Annotated in this window: 8 protein-coding genes and 1 pseudogene; 3 read left to right on the top strand and 6 right to left on the bottom strand. The window is 52.7% G+C overall.

Features of this window, described 5'->3' with window-relative positions:
• Positions 1-90: 90 nt before the first annotated feature.
• Positions 91-1,608: a caspase family protein gene (locus LAD35_RS10920; RefSeq protein WP_224149101.1), complete on the top strand. Its 1,518-nt coding sequence runs from the start codon at positions 91-93 to the stop codon at positions 1,606-1,608.
• Positions 1,609-1,956: 348 nt separating this feature from the next.
• On the top strand, positions 1,957-3,495 hold the full coding sequence (locus tag LAD35_RS10925; protein WP_224148987.1) for an IS3 family transposase: 1,539 nt from the start codon (positions 1,957-1,959) through the stop codon (positions 3,493-3,495).
• Positions 3,496-3,550: 55 nt separating this feature from the next.
• Here LAD35_RS10925 and LAD35_RS10930 read toward each other — a convergent pair.
• The 5 genes and pseudogenes from LAD35_RS10930 to LAD35_RS10950 form a co-directional block, all read right to left on the bottom strand.
• A pseudogene (locus LAD35_RS10930) lies at positions 3,551-3,877 on the bottom strand (IS3 family transposase); the annotation flags it as partial.
• Between the two features lie 591 nt (positions 3,878-4,468).
• On the bottom strand, positions 4,469-4,756 hold the full coding sequence (locus tag LAD35_RS10935; protein WP_224149102.1) for a hypothetical protein: 288 nt from the start codon (positions 4,754-4,756) through the stop codon (positions 4,469-4,471).
• The gene (locus LAD35_RS10940) at positions 4,753-11,991 is read right to left on the bottom strand and encodes an RHS repeat-associated core domain-containing protein (protein WP_224149103.1); all 7,239 of its coding nucleotides are present in this window, start codon (positions 11,989-11,991) and stop codon (positions 4,753-4,755) included. The genes LAD35_RS10935 and LAD35_RS10940 overlap by 4 nt, the downstream gene beginning before the upstream one ends.
• 424 nt (positions 11,992-12,415) lie before the next feature.
• Complete coding sequence (locus tag LAD35_RS10945; RefSeq protein ID WP_224149104.1) at positions 12,416-12,604, bottom strand: hypothetical protein; 189 nt, start codon at positions 12,602-12,604, stop codon at positions 12,416-12,418.
• Between the two features lie 285 nt (positions 12,605-12,889).
• Positions 12,890-13,813, bottom strand: a complete 924-nt coding sequence (locus LAD35_RS10950; RefSeq protein WP_224149105.1) for an NAD(P)H-binding protein — start codon at positions 13,811-13,813, stop codon at positions 12,890-12,892.
• Positions 13,814-15,556: 1,743 nt separating this feature from the next.
• On the opposite strand from LAD35_RS10950, the gene LAD35_RS10955 reads away from it, so the two are divergent.
• Complete coding sequence (locus LAD35_RS10955; protein WP_224149106.1) at positions 15,557-15,844, top strand: hypothetical protein; 288 nt, start codon at positions 15,557-15,559, stop codon at positions 15,842-15,844.
• A gap of 794 nt (positions 15,845-16,638) precedes the next feature.
• Here the strand turns inward: LAD35_RS10955 and LAD35_RS10960 are convergent.
• Positions 16,639-19,068 (bottom strand): AAA family ATPase, encoded by a 2,430-nt coding sequence (locus LAD35_RS10960; RefSeq protein WP_224149107.1) that lies wholly within the window; start codon positions 19,066-19,068, stop codon positions 16,639-16,641.
• Between the last annotated feature and the right edge of the window lie 218 nt (positions 19,069-19,286).

Here is a 19,286-nt window from a genome sequence, read left to right on the forward strand (position 1 = left end):
TGCCTTGAGGTTTGAGAACGACATGATGAAATACACTGAACCGGCCCGAAGTGTGGGTATTCCACTGAAGCATCGCAGAGCCTGCCGCGCATGAGCCCCCGCCTTCAAGCCTTGGTAATTGGCAATGGCGCTTACCAGACAACCTCCAAGCTGTTGAACCCTGTCAATGACGCCGAAGACATTGGCCATCTGCTCGAAACGTGTGGTTTCACAGTGTTGAAAAGTACCGATAGCACGCACCATGAGATGGATCAAGCGTTAGACGAGTTTCAGGTTGCGCTAGAGACGAGCGATGTGGGTTTGTTTTTCTTTGCGGGACACGGGGTGCAGATCAAGGGGGAAAACTACTTGGCTGGCGTGGACGTGAAGGTCAAGGATGAGATTTCCGCCAAGCACTCATCGCTGGCTCTGAATCGCGTCATCGAGGTTATGGACAATTCGGCATGCGCGACCAGCATCGTCATTTTGGATGCCTGCCGCAACAATCCATTCACCCGCGCGTGGTCGCGTTCGATGGAGGACCGGGGGCTCGCTCCAGTGTATGCGCCGCGTGGTACCTTGATCGCCTACGCAACCTCTCCAGGCCAGACGGCTAGTGACGGCAAGGGGCGCAATGGCGACTACACCGCCGCGCTGCTGCAACACCTGACCACTCCCGACTGCTCCATCGAGACCATGTTCAAGCGGGTGCGCAATACCTTAGGTGCCGCCACGGAGCAACAACAGATTTCATGGGAGCACACCTCGCTGGCAGGCGAGTTCTTCTTCAACCTGAGCTTGAGTGTCCGTATCGACATTTACGACAAGACAGCGCTCAGCGACAAGTTATTCGTGCTGGATGACGCCAAGACTTCACACAAAGTAGTTCAGGAGTTGAAGTCCTCCAACTGGTACGCACAAAACGCCGCTATCGACAGTTTCACAGTCGATGTCGCGAACCAAACGTCAATAGACACATTGTTTGTGATCGGACGCAACCTGTATCAAGCTGCGTGTGGGAATGCGAACAATGCGATCAGCTACATTGAAAGATTTGCGTCGCGTACAACAGGCATCGAAACAACAAAGCGTAAAGCCATATTGGACGGTATGTTGTTCGAAGCCTTCTATGACCCGGACGCCAAGTTGCGCGACTCGTTTAAACTCCGGCAGTTTGGAAGCTTGTTCGCTTTGCAGTTGCATGACGAGCTAATGTCTAGCTTCGATTTCATTGCGGAATGCCTGCTGCTTGACATCGGGAGATTCCATGCGATTCCTGGCAAACGCCACGAGGTGGCGGTCGACGTCAAGTTTAAAGCGCTGGACGATGGCGACGACCGGCGAATCGTGGAGGCCGTCATCTTTGGCGGCAAGAACATCCTATGGCTGGAGGATGATGACTATCTTCCCGATCCAAGCAAAGACCCGAGATATTCCAAGTTGAACCGGGAGACCTTGGAGGCACGTTTGTCAGAACAAATGATTGTCCCAGCCCACTTGCTGAAGATCACCTATCCCACGCCGGGGCTATTGGACAGCAACTCCATTCATTTCCCGCTCGGCTGGACCACCCGCAAACGTCCCGGGCCTTCCGCTTCAACACCAACGCTCGACAGCGCGCTTCCTTGAATCCTGAAGACTTGCGAGAACCGTGAAGGTAGGCGAACCTGCAGCATTGTCCACATTTGAAGCTTTAGCGAGAGATAGCTGAAGTACATCTGTCATGATTCGCTTCATGGCCTTTGCATTGGGGAGGCACGCGACTGCAATTGCTACTGCAGATGAATCGCCCTGCCCATGCGACGACAACCTGCTTTGCCTTTGACGTGCCATCCGCTGGCTGAAGGCAAGTCCGCACAAAAGCACCTACGGAAATAGCGGCGAAGATGAGCATGCAATGTTCAGCTCTGTTGATTTCCATGCAAACCTGACCCACCGGGGATGCGGACGAAAACTTGGACTACCAGGAGGTAGTTCATGTATTCCTACGAAGATCGAATCCGAGCCGTTGAGCTCTACATCAAGCTGGGCAAGCGCGTCAGGCCCACCATCCGGCAGCTGGGCTATCCGACGAAGAATTCTTTGAAGGGTTGGTACAACGAGTACCAACTCAAGCTCGACTTGTCCGCTGGCTACGCAGGCCGTGAACCGAAGTTCTCGCAGGCGCAGAAGGCCGCAGCCATCGAGCACTACCTCACCCATGACCGATGCATCGCGGCCACCATGAGGGCGCTGGGCTACCCCGGTCGTGGAACGCTTACCAAATGGGTGCGTGAGGCATTCCCTGAGGCCAGAAGGGCTCTGGTTAGCAGTGTGGGTCAACGAAGGTATCCCGAGAGCTTGAAGCAAGCGGGAGTCATGGAGCTTTGCACTCGGCAGCAAAGTGCGCAAACAGTGGCTGATAAGTTCGGCGTATGCCGGCCAACGTTGTACAACTGGAAGAACCAGCTGCTGGGACGTGAGGCACCCGCATCAATGAAACACACCGATCAATCACCGCAGGAGCGAGAGCGCGAAGAACTCGAGCGCCAGGTTGAGATACTGCGCCGCGAAGTCAGGCAACTGCGCCTTGAGCAGGACCTCTTGAACAAGGCCAATGAACTGTTAAAAAAAGGTCTGGGCGTCGATCTGCAGCTCCTGTCCAACCGGGAGAAGACACTGCTGATTGACGCCCTCAAGGAGCACTACCGCCTGCCAGAGCTCCTCGCACAGTTGGGTCTTGCACGCAGCTCGTACTTCTACCATCGGTCCCGCACAGTGGTCGGCGACAAGTACCTTGTGGTGCGCCAGTCCCTTACCGAGATCTTTGAGTCCAACCACCGCTGCTACGGCTACCGCAGGCTGCAAGCCTCTCTGGCCAGAGAGCAAGGCCCGATCTCCGAGAAAGTGGTGCAGCGGCTGATGAAGCAAGAGAATCTGGTCGTCGCAAAGCCCAAGCGGCGCAGGTTCGCGTCCTACCTCGGCGAGATCAGCCCGGCACCAGATAACATCATCAACCGTGACTTCCAGGCGGCCACCCCAAATGAAAAGTGGCTCACGGACATTACAGAATTCCAGATCCCAGCAGGCAAGGTGTACCTGTCACCCATCATCGATTGCTTCGACGGCATGGTGGTGAGCTGGACCATTGGAACGAGCCCGGACGCAGAGCTGGTCAACTCAATGCTGGATGCAGCTATTGAGACAGTGGCAGACACAAGCGATCGTCCAGTGGTCCACTCTGATCGTGGTGGCCACTACCGTTGGCCAGGCTGGCTCTCTAGGATGAGCGAGGCGAACCTCACCCGCTCGATGTCTCGCAAGGCCTGCTCTCCTGACAACGCGGCTTGCGAAGGCTTCTTCGGCCGCCTCAAGAACGAGTTGTTCTATCCTCGGGACTGGAAGGGCACGACCATCGAGCAGTTCATTGAGGTGGTCGACTCGTACATCCGCTGGTACAACGAGAAGCGGATCAAGATATCCCTTGGCTCTCTCAGCCCTGTTGAATACCGGGCGAGCCTTGGACTTGCGGCGTAAACCAGTCCAAGTTTTTATCCGCATCCCCGGTGGGTCAGGTTTGCGTGGAAATCAACAGCATCACATCGTGCACATCGTCACCCGTATAGCCTTCTGTGGAAGCCATCCAGCTTATGGCCTCGCGGTCACAGCAGTCCAGCGCAAACGTTGTGTGCACGGCCTCGCCGTTATCACAACGGAACTCAAAGCCATCCGAGCACCCGCGCTGGTTACTTGCATCCACCGACACTCGCCCATCATGACGGCGCTGGGGGCGTGCTACTAGGCTAGGACGTTGGAGTAGCAGGCCATGCACCCGTATGACCTGATAGACCCGCTTGTGGTTGACCGCGGACCGCCCTTGGCAAGCCCGCTCGCTGCGTAGCAGCGCCCAGGCGCGGCGTGCGCTTGTCGTGAGCCTGACGCAGACACGCAATCAAGTCACGGCGCAGCTCTCCCACGGGTAAGGCATAGATGCATTTGTAGATGGTTTCGTGTGACACGTGCCTCTTATGGCCCTTGGGGTGCAGGCACCCCAGTATCAGGGCAATCTGCTCGGATGACCAGCGCAGGCGCAGGAATATGCACACCAGGGCGAACAAAACCAAATCAGGGTGGAGCTTACGCGGGGCACGCGCACTGCAGCGGCGCTGCTGGCAAGTGCGCTAGCCACCGAGCTTGCGTAACCCTCAGGATTACTGTTGCCCCCCCCTGCTCGCGGCTGACTGTACGGGCCAAGCGCCCTAACACTGCAGCGATGGAGCGCACGTTGTGGTGTTATTGCTTGAGGCTGGCAATCGTCATTCGATCTTCTGGCTATAGCTGCTGGTGCTGGCGATTCTTATGCATGGGCTGACCTTAGTTGATCAGGTGTTGCACTTCACTGTTGAATCCACCTTGAGAATTTTTAAAGAAAGTATTTATTAAAAATACTGTAAACCCTTTTTTAAAATAAAACAATCACAAAAGAAAATTCATGTAGACAAAAGTCTATTCATTTCAAAAAATTACCAAAGACAATCCACAATGCAATAAAAATTATCAAAAAAAACCCATTTATCCAAAAATTTAAATTTTTAGAAAAAGCATAGAAAATAGGAAAAAACAAAGCTGTCGCCAATATATAAAACTCCAATCCGTGCATTCTTCCAAATGTAATACTTGGTCCAGCCATTAATGCGTATATCGATACACCAAATGCGCTCAGTAATTCAGATTGTAAAAATCCACCAACCACAATCGAGTAGAAAAAATAAACAGCAAATATTTTCGCCAATTTCATTTTTTACATCCGCAATTTTCAAATAAATTTCTAGTGTTGGAAATCGCATTTTCTCTCGATTTTTTACTTGGAAAAATATCCATCAAAAAATGATCCAACTCAAATCTTCCATGGTACTGCTGATAGCCTTCATGTCCACCTGCTGCTTGATCTTGCACTACATGTATAGCTCTTCCGATGCTCTCTGTAGTTCCAATTTTCATCTGTTCTGCAACGAAGGTAGACGCAATTTTTGCAGGATTCCCTGTAATGGAGTTACTTCCCATTGCATGCCAACTAGCGCTCCCTAATGACTGGGATTCATTCCAACTTGGCATCCAGTCCCCTGCAGCCGACGCATATCCAAGGCTTCTTACATATTCCGCACTAAATCCGCATGACCATAATGCTTCAATAGTTAAACCAATATGCTGATCACTGGTAAATAATCCGAGAGGATCGGTGTTATTAACTGAGTCCTGCAAGACATACCCATACAGATTGGTATCGCCACCCTTAAACAGAATTGGGTCCTTCGCAGTCCATCTCCCCGTCTCCGCGTCATAATCCCGAGCCCCGAATCGCGTCAGGCCCGTATCAGGGTCGTACAGCCCTCCAGCAAACCCAAAGGGCTGGAAATTGGGGTTGGTGTCTTCTGTCACGTTGCCCCATACGTCATAGTCTAGGCGCTGTTTGACTTCTCCCGTCTGTGTATCAATCACCAGCCGCACACTGCCCAAGTGATCGGAGATGAACTTGTACTGCTTTCCATCACGCTGCATGCCCGATGGCGAGTTGAGGTTGTCGCCATACAGAAAGACGCTCTTGATGGCCCCTGCTGCATCCAGCTGGGCAATGGGCCGCAGGCTGTCGAGGTACAGCAGGCCGTACTGCAGCACTCCGTTCGTTCGTTTGCCTATACGGCGGTTGGTTGGATCAATGATGTACTCGATGCTGGTGTTGTCTGCAAGCTTGACGCTGCGCAGGTTGCCCAAGCTGTCATACACATAGTCTGTTTTGCCCGCTGCTGTGGTTTTAGAGAGCAGGTCTCCAGCATCGTTGTACTGGTAGGTGTTGCCCTTCCAGGTAAGCAGTCGGTCTTCTGTGTCATAGGTGGCAATGGGGGTACCGTTTTCATGGGTGCGGTTGCCATTGGCATCGAACGACCATGTGGTCTGCGTACCATCCTTGGTGTAAGAGACAAGGCGTCCAGAGTTATCGTAGCTGTATTGGTAGGTGCTTTGCCCACCTATGAGCTGTTCCTTTTGTGCAGTGATGCGGCCAATGTCGTCGCGCTCATAGTCAAACTGGGCAGCAAAACCATAGGTGGATGTATTTGCAAGCATTGCGTTGAGCAATGCATTCATTTCATCAAAAATCACCTGTATTGCCGGGCTGACGAAGCTGGTACAGGGCAGATAATCCCACCCAGTGATCAGGCAAGGGCCGCCTTTGAGCCTTCCCTCCAAGCTGCTGAGGGCTTGTTGAATTCCAGCCAACGATGCTCCATCTTGAGCAATCCATACCTCGATGCTTTCTAGCTCATTCCTAACCAGCTCCACACAATAGTTAGGCTCTCGCGTGACGGGACTGCCGTATTGGGTCAGGTATTGACTCCGGGTATCAGCATCTAGGTACTTGTCATCAGGAACCCAGCGGATACCGTCCGTGGTGTCCCACCAACCAGAGGAACTACAGTTGTCTTGCTTGATGACTTCAGGCAACACCGCGGCAGTCAACAAGCTGGCCTTGGATGCAAGGGCGACCAAGTCCGCCTGCTTGTTGGGTATAAAAATCGAGCCAGGCGCGACATGCGATGCGCGGCCCACTTCCATGAAGCTGTTGTAGTGGTATGTGGACGCGTATTTTTTGAACGAAGTGGTACTCAGCCTGCCGTCGGCTTTTCTGCCAATGCTCAAGTCTCCAAACTTGGAGACCCTTTTAAGCGCGTCGTATTCAAAGGGCAGTGAGTAGGCAGATGAGCCCGCCGTGATGTCGATCTTGGTTGCAAGAATGCTTCTGTTCAGGTTTCTCTGAACACTTCCGTTGATGTCCCCGGACCAACGCGTTCCACTTGGGATGACGTTGGTGTAGTCAATATCAATCTTGTTGCTTCCAAGTGCGATGGATGTGGGTGCTCCAACATTGTCGTAGGTGATGTTGGTGGTTCCCTGCCCATGCTGAATGCTAGATGGCCGTCCACCCAGGTCGTAGGTGATGGCAATGGACTGGCCTCCGGGGCGAGTGATTTTCGTCAACTCCCGGTCAAGGTTGTAGGCCCAAGTCGTGGCCTTCGATGCGATGTCGTAGCTTGCAGGGTTATTGATTGCGTTCCAAGAAAAGCGATGTTCGACGCCTGCAGGGGTGCGCAGGCTGGTCATGTTGCCTACCGGGTCATAACGGTATTCAACCGATCTGCCATCAGGCCCAGCGGAATTGGTCAATTGGCCTTTGGCATCGTATTCAAACTTGCTCTCTTGTCCCAATGCATTGGTGATGCTCGCAAGCTGCCCTTTGCCGTTGCCAGCGGTGTGGTAGGCCATTTGCGCAAAACGGGTGGAAGACACAGGAGTCTGGTCTTGCACTGACGAATAGCCATCACTTTGAATTCGTGTTGGCCGTCCCTTGCCATCTCGCTCAATAGAAACACTTGCACCATCCGTTGGTGTGACGGATGTTGGCCGCATTTGGTCATCGACAGAGGCGTAGGCCTTCTCTCCCAACGGCCCTGTGAGCTCCAAATAACCATTCCTATAATCTATCTTGCTTGATATCCCATTCTCATTCCATGAAGCACTCCATACCCCAGATCCAATGTTGCTAGACACATTAACTCTATTGTATATAGAATCAAAACTGCCTGCAAAATAAATATACTCATCTTTGGTGTTGGACGAGGAATTATATCCATCTGCGCCATATCCTCTTGAAGAGTAATCGCTCAAGCTGTGTCGCAGACCGTTCTCATACGTGGTCGAGAAATTATTAGAATAATACGGTGATGACGTCCATTTTTTCACCAATCCATCAGGATTGATGATGATCTTTTCTGAGCTGTAGTATTGCTGAAGTGGTTGGCTGTATTTGAATACACGGCCTTCAGCACTTGTCAGGATGTTGAATTTCCTCTTTTGCCCGGCAAAATCCTCCTCGGCGGTTCCTAACGACCAACCACCTCCTGCCGCATCCTTATTCCAGGCAAGACGACCATCAGACCAGCCGAATTTATCCGTATTGCCATTCGGGTCTGTATAAGATGCCAGCCGCTTCTGACTCACCAAATCAGTTCCATATGCCATTTGGTGCACGCCCCCACCAGGAAGGCTGACCTTGGACAACATGCCCATGGCATCATAAGAAAACGTAGTGACTTGGTCATCAAAGCCTCGGATGGAAGTGATCCGTCCTGATCCATCGCGGTTGATCAGCGCAGTATCACCATCGGCGGTTTTTACCGACGCAATATGGTCTCCGTTATAACCATATTCAATGATGGATGCACCTGAGAAAGCATTGACCGTGGACTTTATCTTGCCATTCAAGTCAAAGACATCGGCAAACAGCCCGTCATCGCGCAGAACATAAGAGTCGCCATTGGCATAGCCCGGCAATTTTCCTGTTTGCTTATAAATATAGTTATCAATTCGCCAGAGCTCTTTGGCCGAATTGAGGAAGAATTTATCTTTAATGCCAGTGGTGCCCACCATCCCGGAGTTATTTATGTAGCGGTAATAGCCTCTTTTACTGTCATAAAAATACAAACCCCCTTCATTATCTGGAACCATAGACTCAGAAAAATTAATCTCCAGACCAACCCCAAACCCATCGTCCACTCCAGTACCGCCACCTGCCATCAGTTTGATGGATCCACCAGGGCTTATATAGGATATTTTATAAGCGTTTGAATTTGAGAATATCCAGATACCGCCACGGTTATCATTTTTTACATCATAGATATAACCCAAGTCCTGAATAGCCAGACTAGTACGCTCACCATTCGAGGCTATCTGATTTAATTTTAAATTAACATCTGTATAAAAGATATTGTTATCTGCATCGATTGCAAATTTTTGAATATCTAACTTTCCTGAAGTGGCATACTTAATGTTAAGTGTTCTAACAGTTCCAGATGTCTCTATAACTCTCACCACAGTTCCATCTTGATCAGCAAGATAGATGGAGCCATCAATTCCCTCAACAATATTCCTTACACGATTAAAAAGTGCGTTCTTAGCCAGGCCCCCGTCACCGGAATAGCCCATTTGATTTTCGATACCTGCGATGAGCTCATACGATCCACTAGTAGAAATTTTATAAATTAAATTATCATTATTTGCACCATTACTGGAAGCAATGCTATAGAACCCACCACTTTTTGAGGCAATGAATTTAGAGAAATAATTCCCAGGTTGGAGATTTTCTAGTTTTGCTACTTTTGCAAAATCCTGAAGGCTGACCTTGGCAATTTCTGGCTGCTGCCCTCCGGTGTAAAGACGTCCATTCGATTTGTCGTAGTACTTCAGTCCGGTCAAAACCCAGCCGCCAGCATTGCTGACAAATACGTCGGGGCTGTCGTTCTTGAGAAATGTGGTCCAGCTCATCGTGGCGTAAAACTCTGTGTTGCCAGAGTCTCGTGACATGCCAACACCACCACCTGCGCGGGAAGAGAGTGCGGAAAACGCCGAACCTGCACCTGCGCCTGATGCGTAGTAGACCAAGGGGTATACATGCTGCACACCAATTTGCGCCTTTGCGCCTTGCGGCATGAAGCGGCCATAGGCATCTTTTCCGTTCCATTCGAAATCCCAGAATGCGCCTTCCTGGAAGGGACCGTAGGCCGTATGCTCCAACCGTTGGCCCGCAATATCGGCGCGGACCTTGATCTTTTTCAGGCTCGCTGGCACAGGCTTGTCTTTTTTGAGCAGTGGCACACGATAGCTGGCAGCAGAGGTTTTGCGACTGTCGTAATACAGGTTGAAGGGCGAGCCTGGAATGGCGATTCCTTGTCCGAGCGAGCGGTCCTGGAAGATGTCGCAACCAGCCTTGGCGCAGCAATCCTGGCCAGACTTGCATGTATCGTCGTCTGGATCAGCTGGAGGCTCGGGCGGGCCATCTGCATCGTTGGGTGGACCATAGGGCTGATTCAGGTCCCAGGGCGTAAAGTGGCTGATTCGCGTGCGCCAGAGTTTCTTGCCTGCGGGATAGATTTGTCCAAGCACAGCCAGCTCCTGATCGGAGAGCCCCAAGCTGCTCAATTCATCAGGTGTGGCTGGGCGGGCTTCTTTGCTTACCTGAACTGTGGCTTTGCCTGCATCAATACTCAAAATGCTGATGACACGGCCGTTTTCGGAGCCAATCCAGGTTGCCTGTTCGTAGTCGTACCATCCCAAGGGAACCGTTTCCCCGATGGGGAATTCCAGAAAATTCTCCAGGTAAAGCGGTATGGGCTGGCTCAATTGCACAGACTTGGCGCCGGCAGCAATGGCTTCATCAGAAGACAGCTCCACCGCATAGGTGTAGCCCACCGAGATAGGCAGCATGCCAGGCATGGCGTTGGGGCCTGTTTCGCCCATGGTGTATTCCGTGGCCCGGAAGGTCAGTTGCGGCAATGGCTGCGTGCTTCCATCTGCCAGTTTGAGTTGGGCCTGGGTGTTGGGTGGGAAAAGGGCCAATGCTGTCCGTTGCCCACGCGTGTCGTTTGTGGTGGAGCCCATTCCTACTTGCCACTGCTCGCTACCAAGAGCAATGGCAGTGGCACGGCTATCCAAAGTGATCAGCGCTACTTCTTCTGCAATATTGAAGTCTCTCCAGTTGGTGTCGAGCTTGCGTTGCGCTTTCATGTAACCGGGCTTGCTGTATTCCAGCACCATCATGCCCAGTCCATTGGCCGCCATGTCGAACCAGCCGTCGCTTCGCGTTTGGGTGTGCCCAAATTCTGGATGACCCCAAACGCTCACCGTTACGCCGGGGAGCGGGTTGCCATTGCGGTCTGTGACTTTGCCACGCAAGACGATTGCCTTTTCCGGAGAAATGACTGTAGGGTCAATGGCTTTTTGCGTCGGATTGGGGCCTTTGTAGAGAAATTCGCTCGATTGTGCGAACGGGGTTCCCAGTTGCAGCGTTGTCGCCTCTTTGGCGGGGTCTGCAGGAATGTCTGCTGGGTTGGTCACCGAGAGCAGCAAGCTTTGGGTCGTGGTACGCCCTTGACCATCGGTAGTCGACAATGTGATCAGGTGTTCACCAACATCCACGGATGTAGGCGTCCAGTTCAACTGTGCTGGGTTGCTGCCTGAAGCGGCCAAAGCACCAGGGGTTTTAGAACTGCGAACCACCGAGACGGATAGCGGCTTGCCATCGGCATCTTTGGCTTCGACCTGCAAGCTCCACGGCTTTGCGACTTCCAGTTGCTGAGCATGGGTAACACTCAATGTGGGATTTTTGAGCCCCAGGGGATCGGGATTTACGGGGTCAACAGGTCCTCCATCGGTGCGCCCTGCATTGGCGTCGATTCGGATGAAGAACTGTCCATCGCTGATCGCGCCGTAGAGGGCCATCAGATCCGGGGTGTTGAGAACATTGTCACCTTGGGGGTCAGTGGCGAGTGCCGATATACCGGCCCAGTCCGAAATGCTGGTGTCGTGGATGCTGAGTTTGGAGAGTGCATTGGCCGCACTGACAACGCCGGTGACCAAGGCAGAAGATGCCAGCACGATGGTGCAGATCGCCACAACAGCATTGCCTTTGATGCGGCCTGTTTTGATGCCCCACCAGCCAGCCACAGCCATGGCGGCGGCAAGTGCCGCAATGAGTGCGGCGCTCATCAGTGGCACTGGCGTGGCGCTGCTGGTTTGAGGGTTTGGAACCGTGAGACCGATGGAGCCATTCCCCTGCCCGCTGACAGGGCTGATGAGGTAATCGCCCGAAGCACCTACATTGAGCGTCAGGTACTGGCCTGGCTTGACGCCCAGTTGCGCCATGGGAATGGCCGCTTCAATGTGCTCGGTGATTTTTCCTGCCGCTGTTGTGCTGGCGAGCTTGCGGGCGCCGGACTCTACCGGAGCGGGGCTGCCCCAGGCATTGTTGCTGCAGGAGGCAAGGGTAACTGCGTTGACGGTTGCACCCGTTGTGTCCTGGGTGGTGTCGATATGGACCTGGTAGTCAATGCCGGAGAGGCTTTGCGAACCCGAGGCATCCTGAACCGTGGCAGAGCACCCAGTAATGCCACTATTTGCGCCACCGTCCGTATCAATATACAAGGTGTAGCGCTGACTCCCAGTGGCTTGTGCAAATGTAGGGGAAGGAAAGCATGCGTAAAGCGCAACGGCAATTGCCAGGAATTGCAATGCCCACAAGCTGATGGATTGGCTAGTCTTCTGCACCGCCCAATCGAGGAAAACACGAATTGAGCTGGTCTTGCTTGCGCGCATACATCTGTCCCCTCATGTCACAGCAATAGCTGAAGACACCTTGGATTTGTTAATTAATTGCTGGAGACTATTTCATAAGGTAAAGTCTTTGTCAAAGATGGTTGCTAGAGGTAGCGGCTTTGACACCACAGGTCGATCAATGGCCAAGGGCTTTTGGCCGGTTTTGGTGGTCTAGGACGAAGAAGTGATTTCAACTCTTGAACGTTCGCTCGCTCGCCTGCATAGCCCCTGAACGCTTTAATATGTTCCAGGGCTATAGATAGAGCTTGCGCGATACGCCAGCTCCCTCAAACCAAAATACCGTGGCACCAAGCAGGCCTAGACCTTGCTCCCACTCCGGCGCAGCAGAGAATAGGATAGTTGCAATGCGACCATGAACAGCAGCAGTCGTTGTAATGCAGAACTCGACGCCATAGGTTTGCTTCAGGCTGATCTGAGTCATTCACGATCTAGGACCTCAACGGCAGCAATCGCCCACATCGGTCGTTGAGCTCCGCCTGTTCTGAGCGCCCGCTTCATGTACGGAACTGGCCATTCGGCAGTTCGGTTCTCTGCACACCGCCTCGAGTGACGGCTTCTGCGCGCACCGACAGACTCATATCGCCCCATAGCGGCTGTGCGCAGTGCTCCGAAGCGGTCACTCAGAAAACACGATGAGTCGACCGACTGTGATCCAGAAAGCCTGTGCAAGAAAAGGCCCCCTTTCTTTCAGGAAGGCCTTCTTGCTCTATCCCCTGAGGATCACCGCCTGATGTGCCTGCAGAAACTCTCGCATGCCCATTGGGGTCAATCCAGGCAACGCTCTTAACAACTCGCGCAGGTCGCTGACTGGGATCTCCATTTCGCCCTTTGCAGTGCTGCGGTCCATGCCGGCGAAAACGCTGGCCATGCCTGGTAAAGCACCGCATTTGCGCCACGCCGCCTCAAGCTGATCCGGCGGTGTTTCAAGTGCCTCGATCCGGGTGCTAAGGACTTCCGATGCCAATGACGCAAGGGCGCGGGCATCCAACGCTTCTTCCCCAGCTACAGAAAGCACACGACGTCCGTCAAAGCCATCCACCAGCGCAGCCGCAGCGGCCGCGGCGCAATCAGCGCGCGCAACCAATGTCATGCGCCCGCGGCCTTGCGCGCAAGGTAACTGACCGCTCCTGCAAGCCAGTGGCAGGGTCGCGAGCAGCAGTTCGGCATAGATCGCATTGCGCAGAATGCTAAAGCCCGTCTGCCCTTGACGCAGTTTTCGTTCGGTTGCCGCATGGTCGACTGCTATCGGGCTCGGCTGTGCAGCACCGGCAGTAGCAAACGACGTGTAGACCAAATGCTGCACACCGCAGCGCCAAGCTGCCTCGATAGCGTTGCCGTGCTGTGTGGAGCGGCGTGGTGGCACACCCTGCGTGTTGGTGCTCACCAGCAGCATGCGCGACGCTCCCTTGATGGCGACATCAAGCGAGTCGGGTTGGTCAAAGTCCGCAAAGCGCACCGATACACCGCGAGCCGCCAAGTCTTCCAGCTTGTGAGGTTGACGGGTGGTTGCAATGATGGGCTGGTGTGGCCGATACCGCAACAGCAGCTCAATCACTTGGCGCGCGAGCGCGCCAGAAGCTCCGCTTACCAGCAACGAGCCGCTGGTGGAACTGGAACAAATGGAGTTCATGAGAAAAGGTCTTTCGTGTCTGGAGCGCTCTGATTGGCACTCCGTCAGATTCGGTGGTTCCTCCAGGCGGTCAGGCGCGCACATGCCGCGTGCACAAGGCAAGCGAGCAGACCCTAAACAGTGGAGGCGATAAAATGGAAGCGACCCGCGCGCATTAAAGCGCGGGCGGCTTCCAGAATCAGCGAAAGACAATTTGCATGAACGAATAATCGCACACTTTCTCGAGTACAGCTACTCTATTCAGCGCGACCAGCTTGTCAGGGCGAAGGGTAAAGGACGACGAGCATTCAAACGACCAGGCAACCGCTTGCGGGAAAATTCCGCATCAGCGGCGGATGACTGTTGTTGGCCGATCTGCGTCTATCGCATAGTGGCAAAAAAACGTTCAACGCTTAAGCATTCTGTTGCATTTACTAGGGGACAATACATTCAACGATTGAACTGGCCCACCGCACGTTGTCCGCAATAGGCCCTAACGTGCCCCGCCTCCAACACTATGGAAAAATTCGATTGCTGAAATTCGAACCGCTTCCATGGTATAGCAATACTTCGCTCCTCATCAAATAGATAGAAGTCTGGCAGAGCAATCAGCGAGCAGTCTCCAGGCAGTCCGCACGGCGCTCCGTGGAGAGAGTCGTCACTTTCGCTAGCTTTTAGAAATCCATCCACTCGCAAAAGTCGAGTGCAGGAAAACTCAAACACAACATCTGCACGGACACTCCCTGACTCACCCCAACTTGCCGGCGCATTCACAGGCAACTGCGTGAATTGCCCAAGAATCGCAAGTTGGTCGAACTGTGCACGCCAAGCATGCGGAGCGAACGTGCTGAGCGGTGGCGGGCTCCCGCAATAGGGACCGAGTACGCCCTTTGGCTCAGTGAGAAGCGAGGTCCATTCAATGGTTGATATGGTATGCATCAAGGTTTGGTAGTTATCGGCATTGTCCTTTGAATTATGACCTCTACCCCGTCTTTGAACGGGTGGTCCCTTCTCACCCCTCCATCCTACCGAGTGCGCCCCGCCTTGACCCATCTCAAAGCACCCTCCCCACCCTTGCCCTACTATGGACCCTGCCTCTGGGAGCGGAGGCACTATGCTGTAAATGCTTAGCCCGCTGCACGCGGGCTTTTTTTGCGCAACTCCACCTTGGGCTGCAGCAAGGCAGTCTCCCCAGCTAACATTTGTTTTGATAATAAAAGTTGCTATATTTATTTGTCAGACCTATGATTCCCTGGCTTCTGAGAGGTGAGATGGAGAAGCACATTGGCGCAAACCACGCTACAGCCCGCATCATGCGGGCTTTTTTTCGCCTAACGGTGGCGCAGACGTGACAAACGCAAACCTCAGACACATAGCTTCACGCTACTATTGCTTCAGTGATTCCTGCCGAGTTCGTGCTCTCCTCCCTCTCTCCCGTAACTTGCACGAGATCCTTGATCCCTCAAGGTCGGCTTTTTATTTGGCGAACTTTGCCACCCTCGAGGTGGCATTTTTTTGCCTGTGATGTAGCATTTCCGCAGTAGGACGGCATGAACGGGCAACTAGATCCTCACATCGAACTGATCCGCAAAAGGTAATTGGGCAAACTTGTATTTGGGTATGCGAATGAACTGTGATCGCCGTTTTTTACTATCGATTGCCGCATGGCCCGCATTATCGATTGGCTTGCTTTCCTGTGGCAATCAGCGAAGCACCTCCCCAACAGTGTCAATTCAAGGCACTGTTCCTTCAGGAGAAGTCCCCTTGGTTGCTGGTGACTCTTTAGCACTGGAGGTGATAGTGAGAGCGCAGGGTTTAAGCGGCCCCTCTCAAGTTGGAATGGTCATTCAAAGCGCTGACGGAAAAGTACTCGGTGGTTGTGAGCCTATCTCGATCAGCAACGGTGTTCCTACAAGATTAGCCGCAACCATTCGCATCCCTGAAACCACCACTGTCCGCGTAATTACTCCGTTGTACCTTGGCAACTCCGACAAGACCGATGTTCTAGACATCCGTAGCTTTAAGGTTGTCGGTAAGCGCGCAAAAGAATAGATTACCACTGCAAAGTCATGGTGTGTCACTGACCGCCGTATAGGCTCCGTTCCATGGCGCGTAGCCACCACCAGGCAAAAGAAAACCCGCCGAAGCGGGCTTGTCCTAATTCACCACCACCCCTGTCCAGCCCTACTCCTCCTACCCCCCATGCCCAGGCTAGGCTAGGCTTGGTCATGCTCATCTGCAAGAGCTACCTGCACTCGTGGCGGAGGAAGCTGGTACTGCAAAAAATGAGGGCTTGGGCGTAAAAAAGCCCTCCGGAGAGGGCGTTGTCTTTGGGATGTTGATTTCGACGCAGAAATGACCCAGTAACCCCCGGGATTTCCGTCCAAACCTGACCCACGTACTAACCCTAACCTGCTGCTTTGTTAAGCAGCAGGAGACCAGGAGTGATAGCTGATACGGCAGACCTCAGGGATCGGCAGCGCCTATTCATGAGCCGCGATGGCGAACTTCAGTCCCACTGGCAGCACTAATGATCACTTCGGTTGCTCACCTGAAACCGGTCGTTGGGTGGCCGCTAGCGGTGGTGCTTGGCCGGCCGCTATGTGGCCGTGACCGAGAGGTCGGAATACCATCGTGAGCAGCAGCAATCGCTGCAGAGCCGAAGTTGGTGCTTTGGGACCTACTTCAGGCTGGCTTGCTGTCACTCAAGGCAGAAATTTCAATGACTGATGATGCTCAGTGCAGTCATTGAGTTGAGTCTTCTATCTACAAAACACTAGTCGATTCACTGTGAAATAAAAAAGCACCCTAACAAGTGCTTTCTTCAGGTTGTAGCATTGAAAGAGTCAATCAACTCGCTCAGGTTCGCCAATGCTTTTCAAGAGAGCGTTGTATTGCACCTTATCTGATGCATAGATCTTGTCCAAGACAAAGTTGGCAACTTTGGCAATCTCAGGAATTTCAACAGGCTTGAAGCCTCTGTCTGGAACTTCCTCCAAGTGCGAGAACTCGTTGCTAAGGCGATTGACGAGGGCAATGGCTATGTCCTCCTCGTCACCGAAGAACTTCTTGACCCGTTCAAAGGGTTCGCCTTTGTTGTCGTGGTATGGGAACTTAAAGAACAAGAAGGCCTCTAGGAATTTGCGCAGATTATTGCCAAAACCAAAGAATGGCTCGTGGTTCTCTGCTGCGGCTGCTTGGTCCTTGCACTTATAGATTTGGTGGAAGAGGTAGTGAAATTCGGTGGTGTAGTCTTTGAGGTAAGACGGCATCAACATAATGTTGCTTGAGCCACCGTTTCGTTCAATCATGAAGTATTCATGATCGCTGACACTCTTTGCCTTCCCACCATCTGCTGCTGGTACTTTCTTCGACGGAATGGAAAGACGCTTGAGATACTTCAGAAAGTCCAAATTGTGCGTGGATATAAACAATTGCTTGTAGCGGTACGCATTTGGGCAATTTGGCTTCTTCACTGGTCTGGTTATCAAGCTTTCAATCAAACTAAACATAAAGAAGATGTGATTGCCATCCAAGCTTGAAATCGGATCGTCAATGTAGATGATTAATTCTTTGCCTTTGCTCTCTGGAGCTTCAAGCTTGGCCATGAAGTAGCAGAATGCGATGAGGCTGCATTCGCCTTCAGAAAGGTTGTAAGCAGCGTTGCCGCCTCGCGTGATCTCAAACTTGACTGAGGCTTTGTCTGCGTCGTCACGGGCTTCTAGTTTGATACCGTCATGGCCGAAGAAATTGTTGAGCAATTCATTGACTCGTATTGCCCCTTTTCGCTCATCCTTTTGTTTAGCCCTCAATACTTGGATCTCAGCCTCGGCTTCACGAATCTCTTTTTCTGCATCGGTGAAGACCGTGCTTGCGGTGTCAGCGGTGGTCTTAAGTGTGGCGATCCGGCTAAGCTCCTTGTCATAGGTTATGGCCTCAGCAAAGGCGAACACATCAGCCAATCGAAGCGACTCTGTGGCACTGGTTTTGTCTTTTTCCAACGTGGCAGTCTTGCTGTTGCTTGTGCCGATCAGTGCGTTTATGTCGGCAACGTGCTTTGCGATTTCCTTGGGGTCATGGGAAGGAGTCTTGAGAGCAGTGAGCTGGAACAGGTTGTTCTTCCGAGTCTCAAGCGACTTCTTCAGTGCCTCCAGATCTTTTTTGTAGACGGCTAGCGCTTCGGACAGAGCTTTGCTACTGGTTTCAAACGCTGTGCGCTCGACAGCGTAGAACTGAGAACCCGTGAAAGTGTTGAGTCCCGCGACGGTGTCAATTTCGGTCGTCACTGCCGTGATTGCCGCATCCAAGGCCGTTTCCAGATCCCCAGACTCCTTGCTGAAATGCTCATCGAGCACCTGCCAAATGTCGTGCGGCAGATCCTGTCGGCAGAAGGCACATGTATCGCGCTTCTCGCGGTGGTGCCCCATACCCTGCTTGACCCAAAGTTGCAAGGCGCTGTCTTTGAGCAGTTCCTCAACGGCCTTGCTAGGCGTGATCGTCTTGGACAGTAACGGTTCGGCTATGGCGGTCAAGGACTCCAACTTGAGAGCGACAACCAGAGTCTCTGTGATGTCGGGTAACGCTTCCTGCTTGAGCAGCTTGATCCGACCTGCTTGTTCTTCGGTCGTGAGAGCGACGAAGCCTGGCTTGCTGATCGTGGCGATGTCACGTCTGATGTGTTCGATGTTGTAGACGGGGCTGCGGAAGTTCGGGTTCTTCTTGATTTTCTCCGCGGCATGTGAGCGTAGCTTGTCGTCCAACTCATTGGACGCTGAGATGTGGGCAGACTTGGCGCGGTCGCGCTCTTTCTTTTTGGCTTCCAGATCAAACCGAAGCCCTGCCTTGCCTTCCATGCTGCCAAGCTTGGCTTCAATTGCAGCGATGGCGTCGTCAATCTCTTTGTTCTGCTCACCGACGATAGCAAAGGTCTTAATCACTCCACTGGCGTCCTGATTGACCAGAAAGCTGAGGTTGTCGGTTACGAAGTCGCGGTTGTAGACACGCACGTCGTAGTTGTGGGCCAGCAAGTCAGTATGGGCGACAGCACCATTGTCGCCTGTCAGGGTGAAGGCCGAACCGACATAGTTGGGGGGAAGTTTGCGAGTCTCCAGCGAACGGAAGACCCGCGAAAGAGTGGTCTTTCCAGAGTAGTTACGCCCGTACAGCACGTTAAGGCGCTTGAAATACTGGGTCGTCTTGCCTCTGTCCTTGACCGTTTTTTTCCAGTCCAAAGCTTGGAAGCTGCCAAAGCTGGCTATGTCTACCTGATTGATCACCGACTCAGTCCCCCTATAGTGGCACGCAGGCTGCTTGCAACGAAATGTATTCTCAGTCTACTAGGCGTTCCGCTGGTGGTCTAGGGTCTATTCACGTAGATCGTGCCAGTCTTCAAAGCTGAATCGAATTGAGTTTCCTCGAGAGACTGTGGCTTGACTGAACTAATTTATTTATTGTGGATGACTGCTGTTTTGGAAAGAGCAGTCATTCATGTTGT

The sequence above is a fragment of the Comamonas odontotermitis genome (genome assembly GCF_020080045.1).
Classification (GTDB): domain Bacteria; phylum Pseudomonadota; class Gammaproteobacteria; order Burkholderiales; family Burkholderiaceae_C; genus Comamonas; species Comamonas odontotermitis.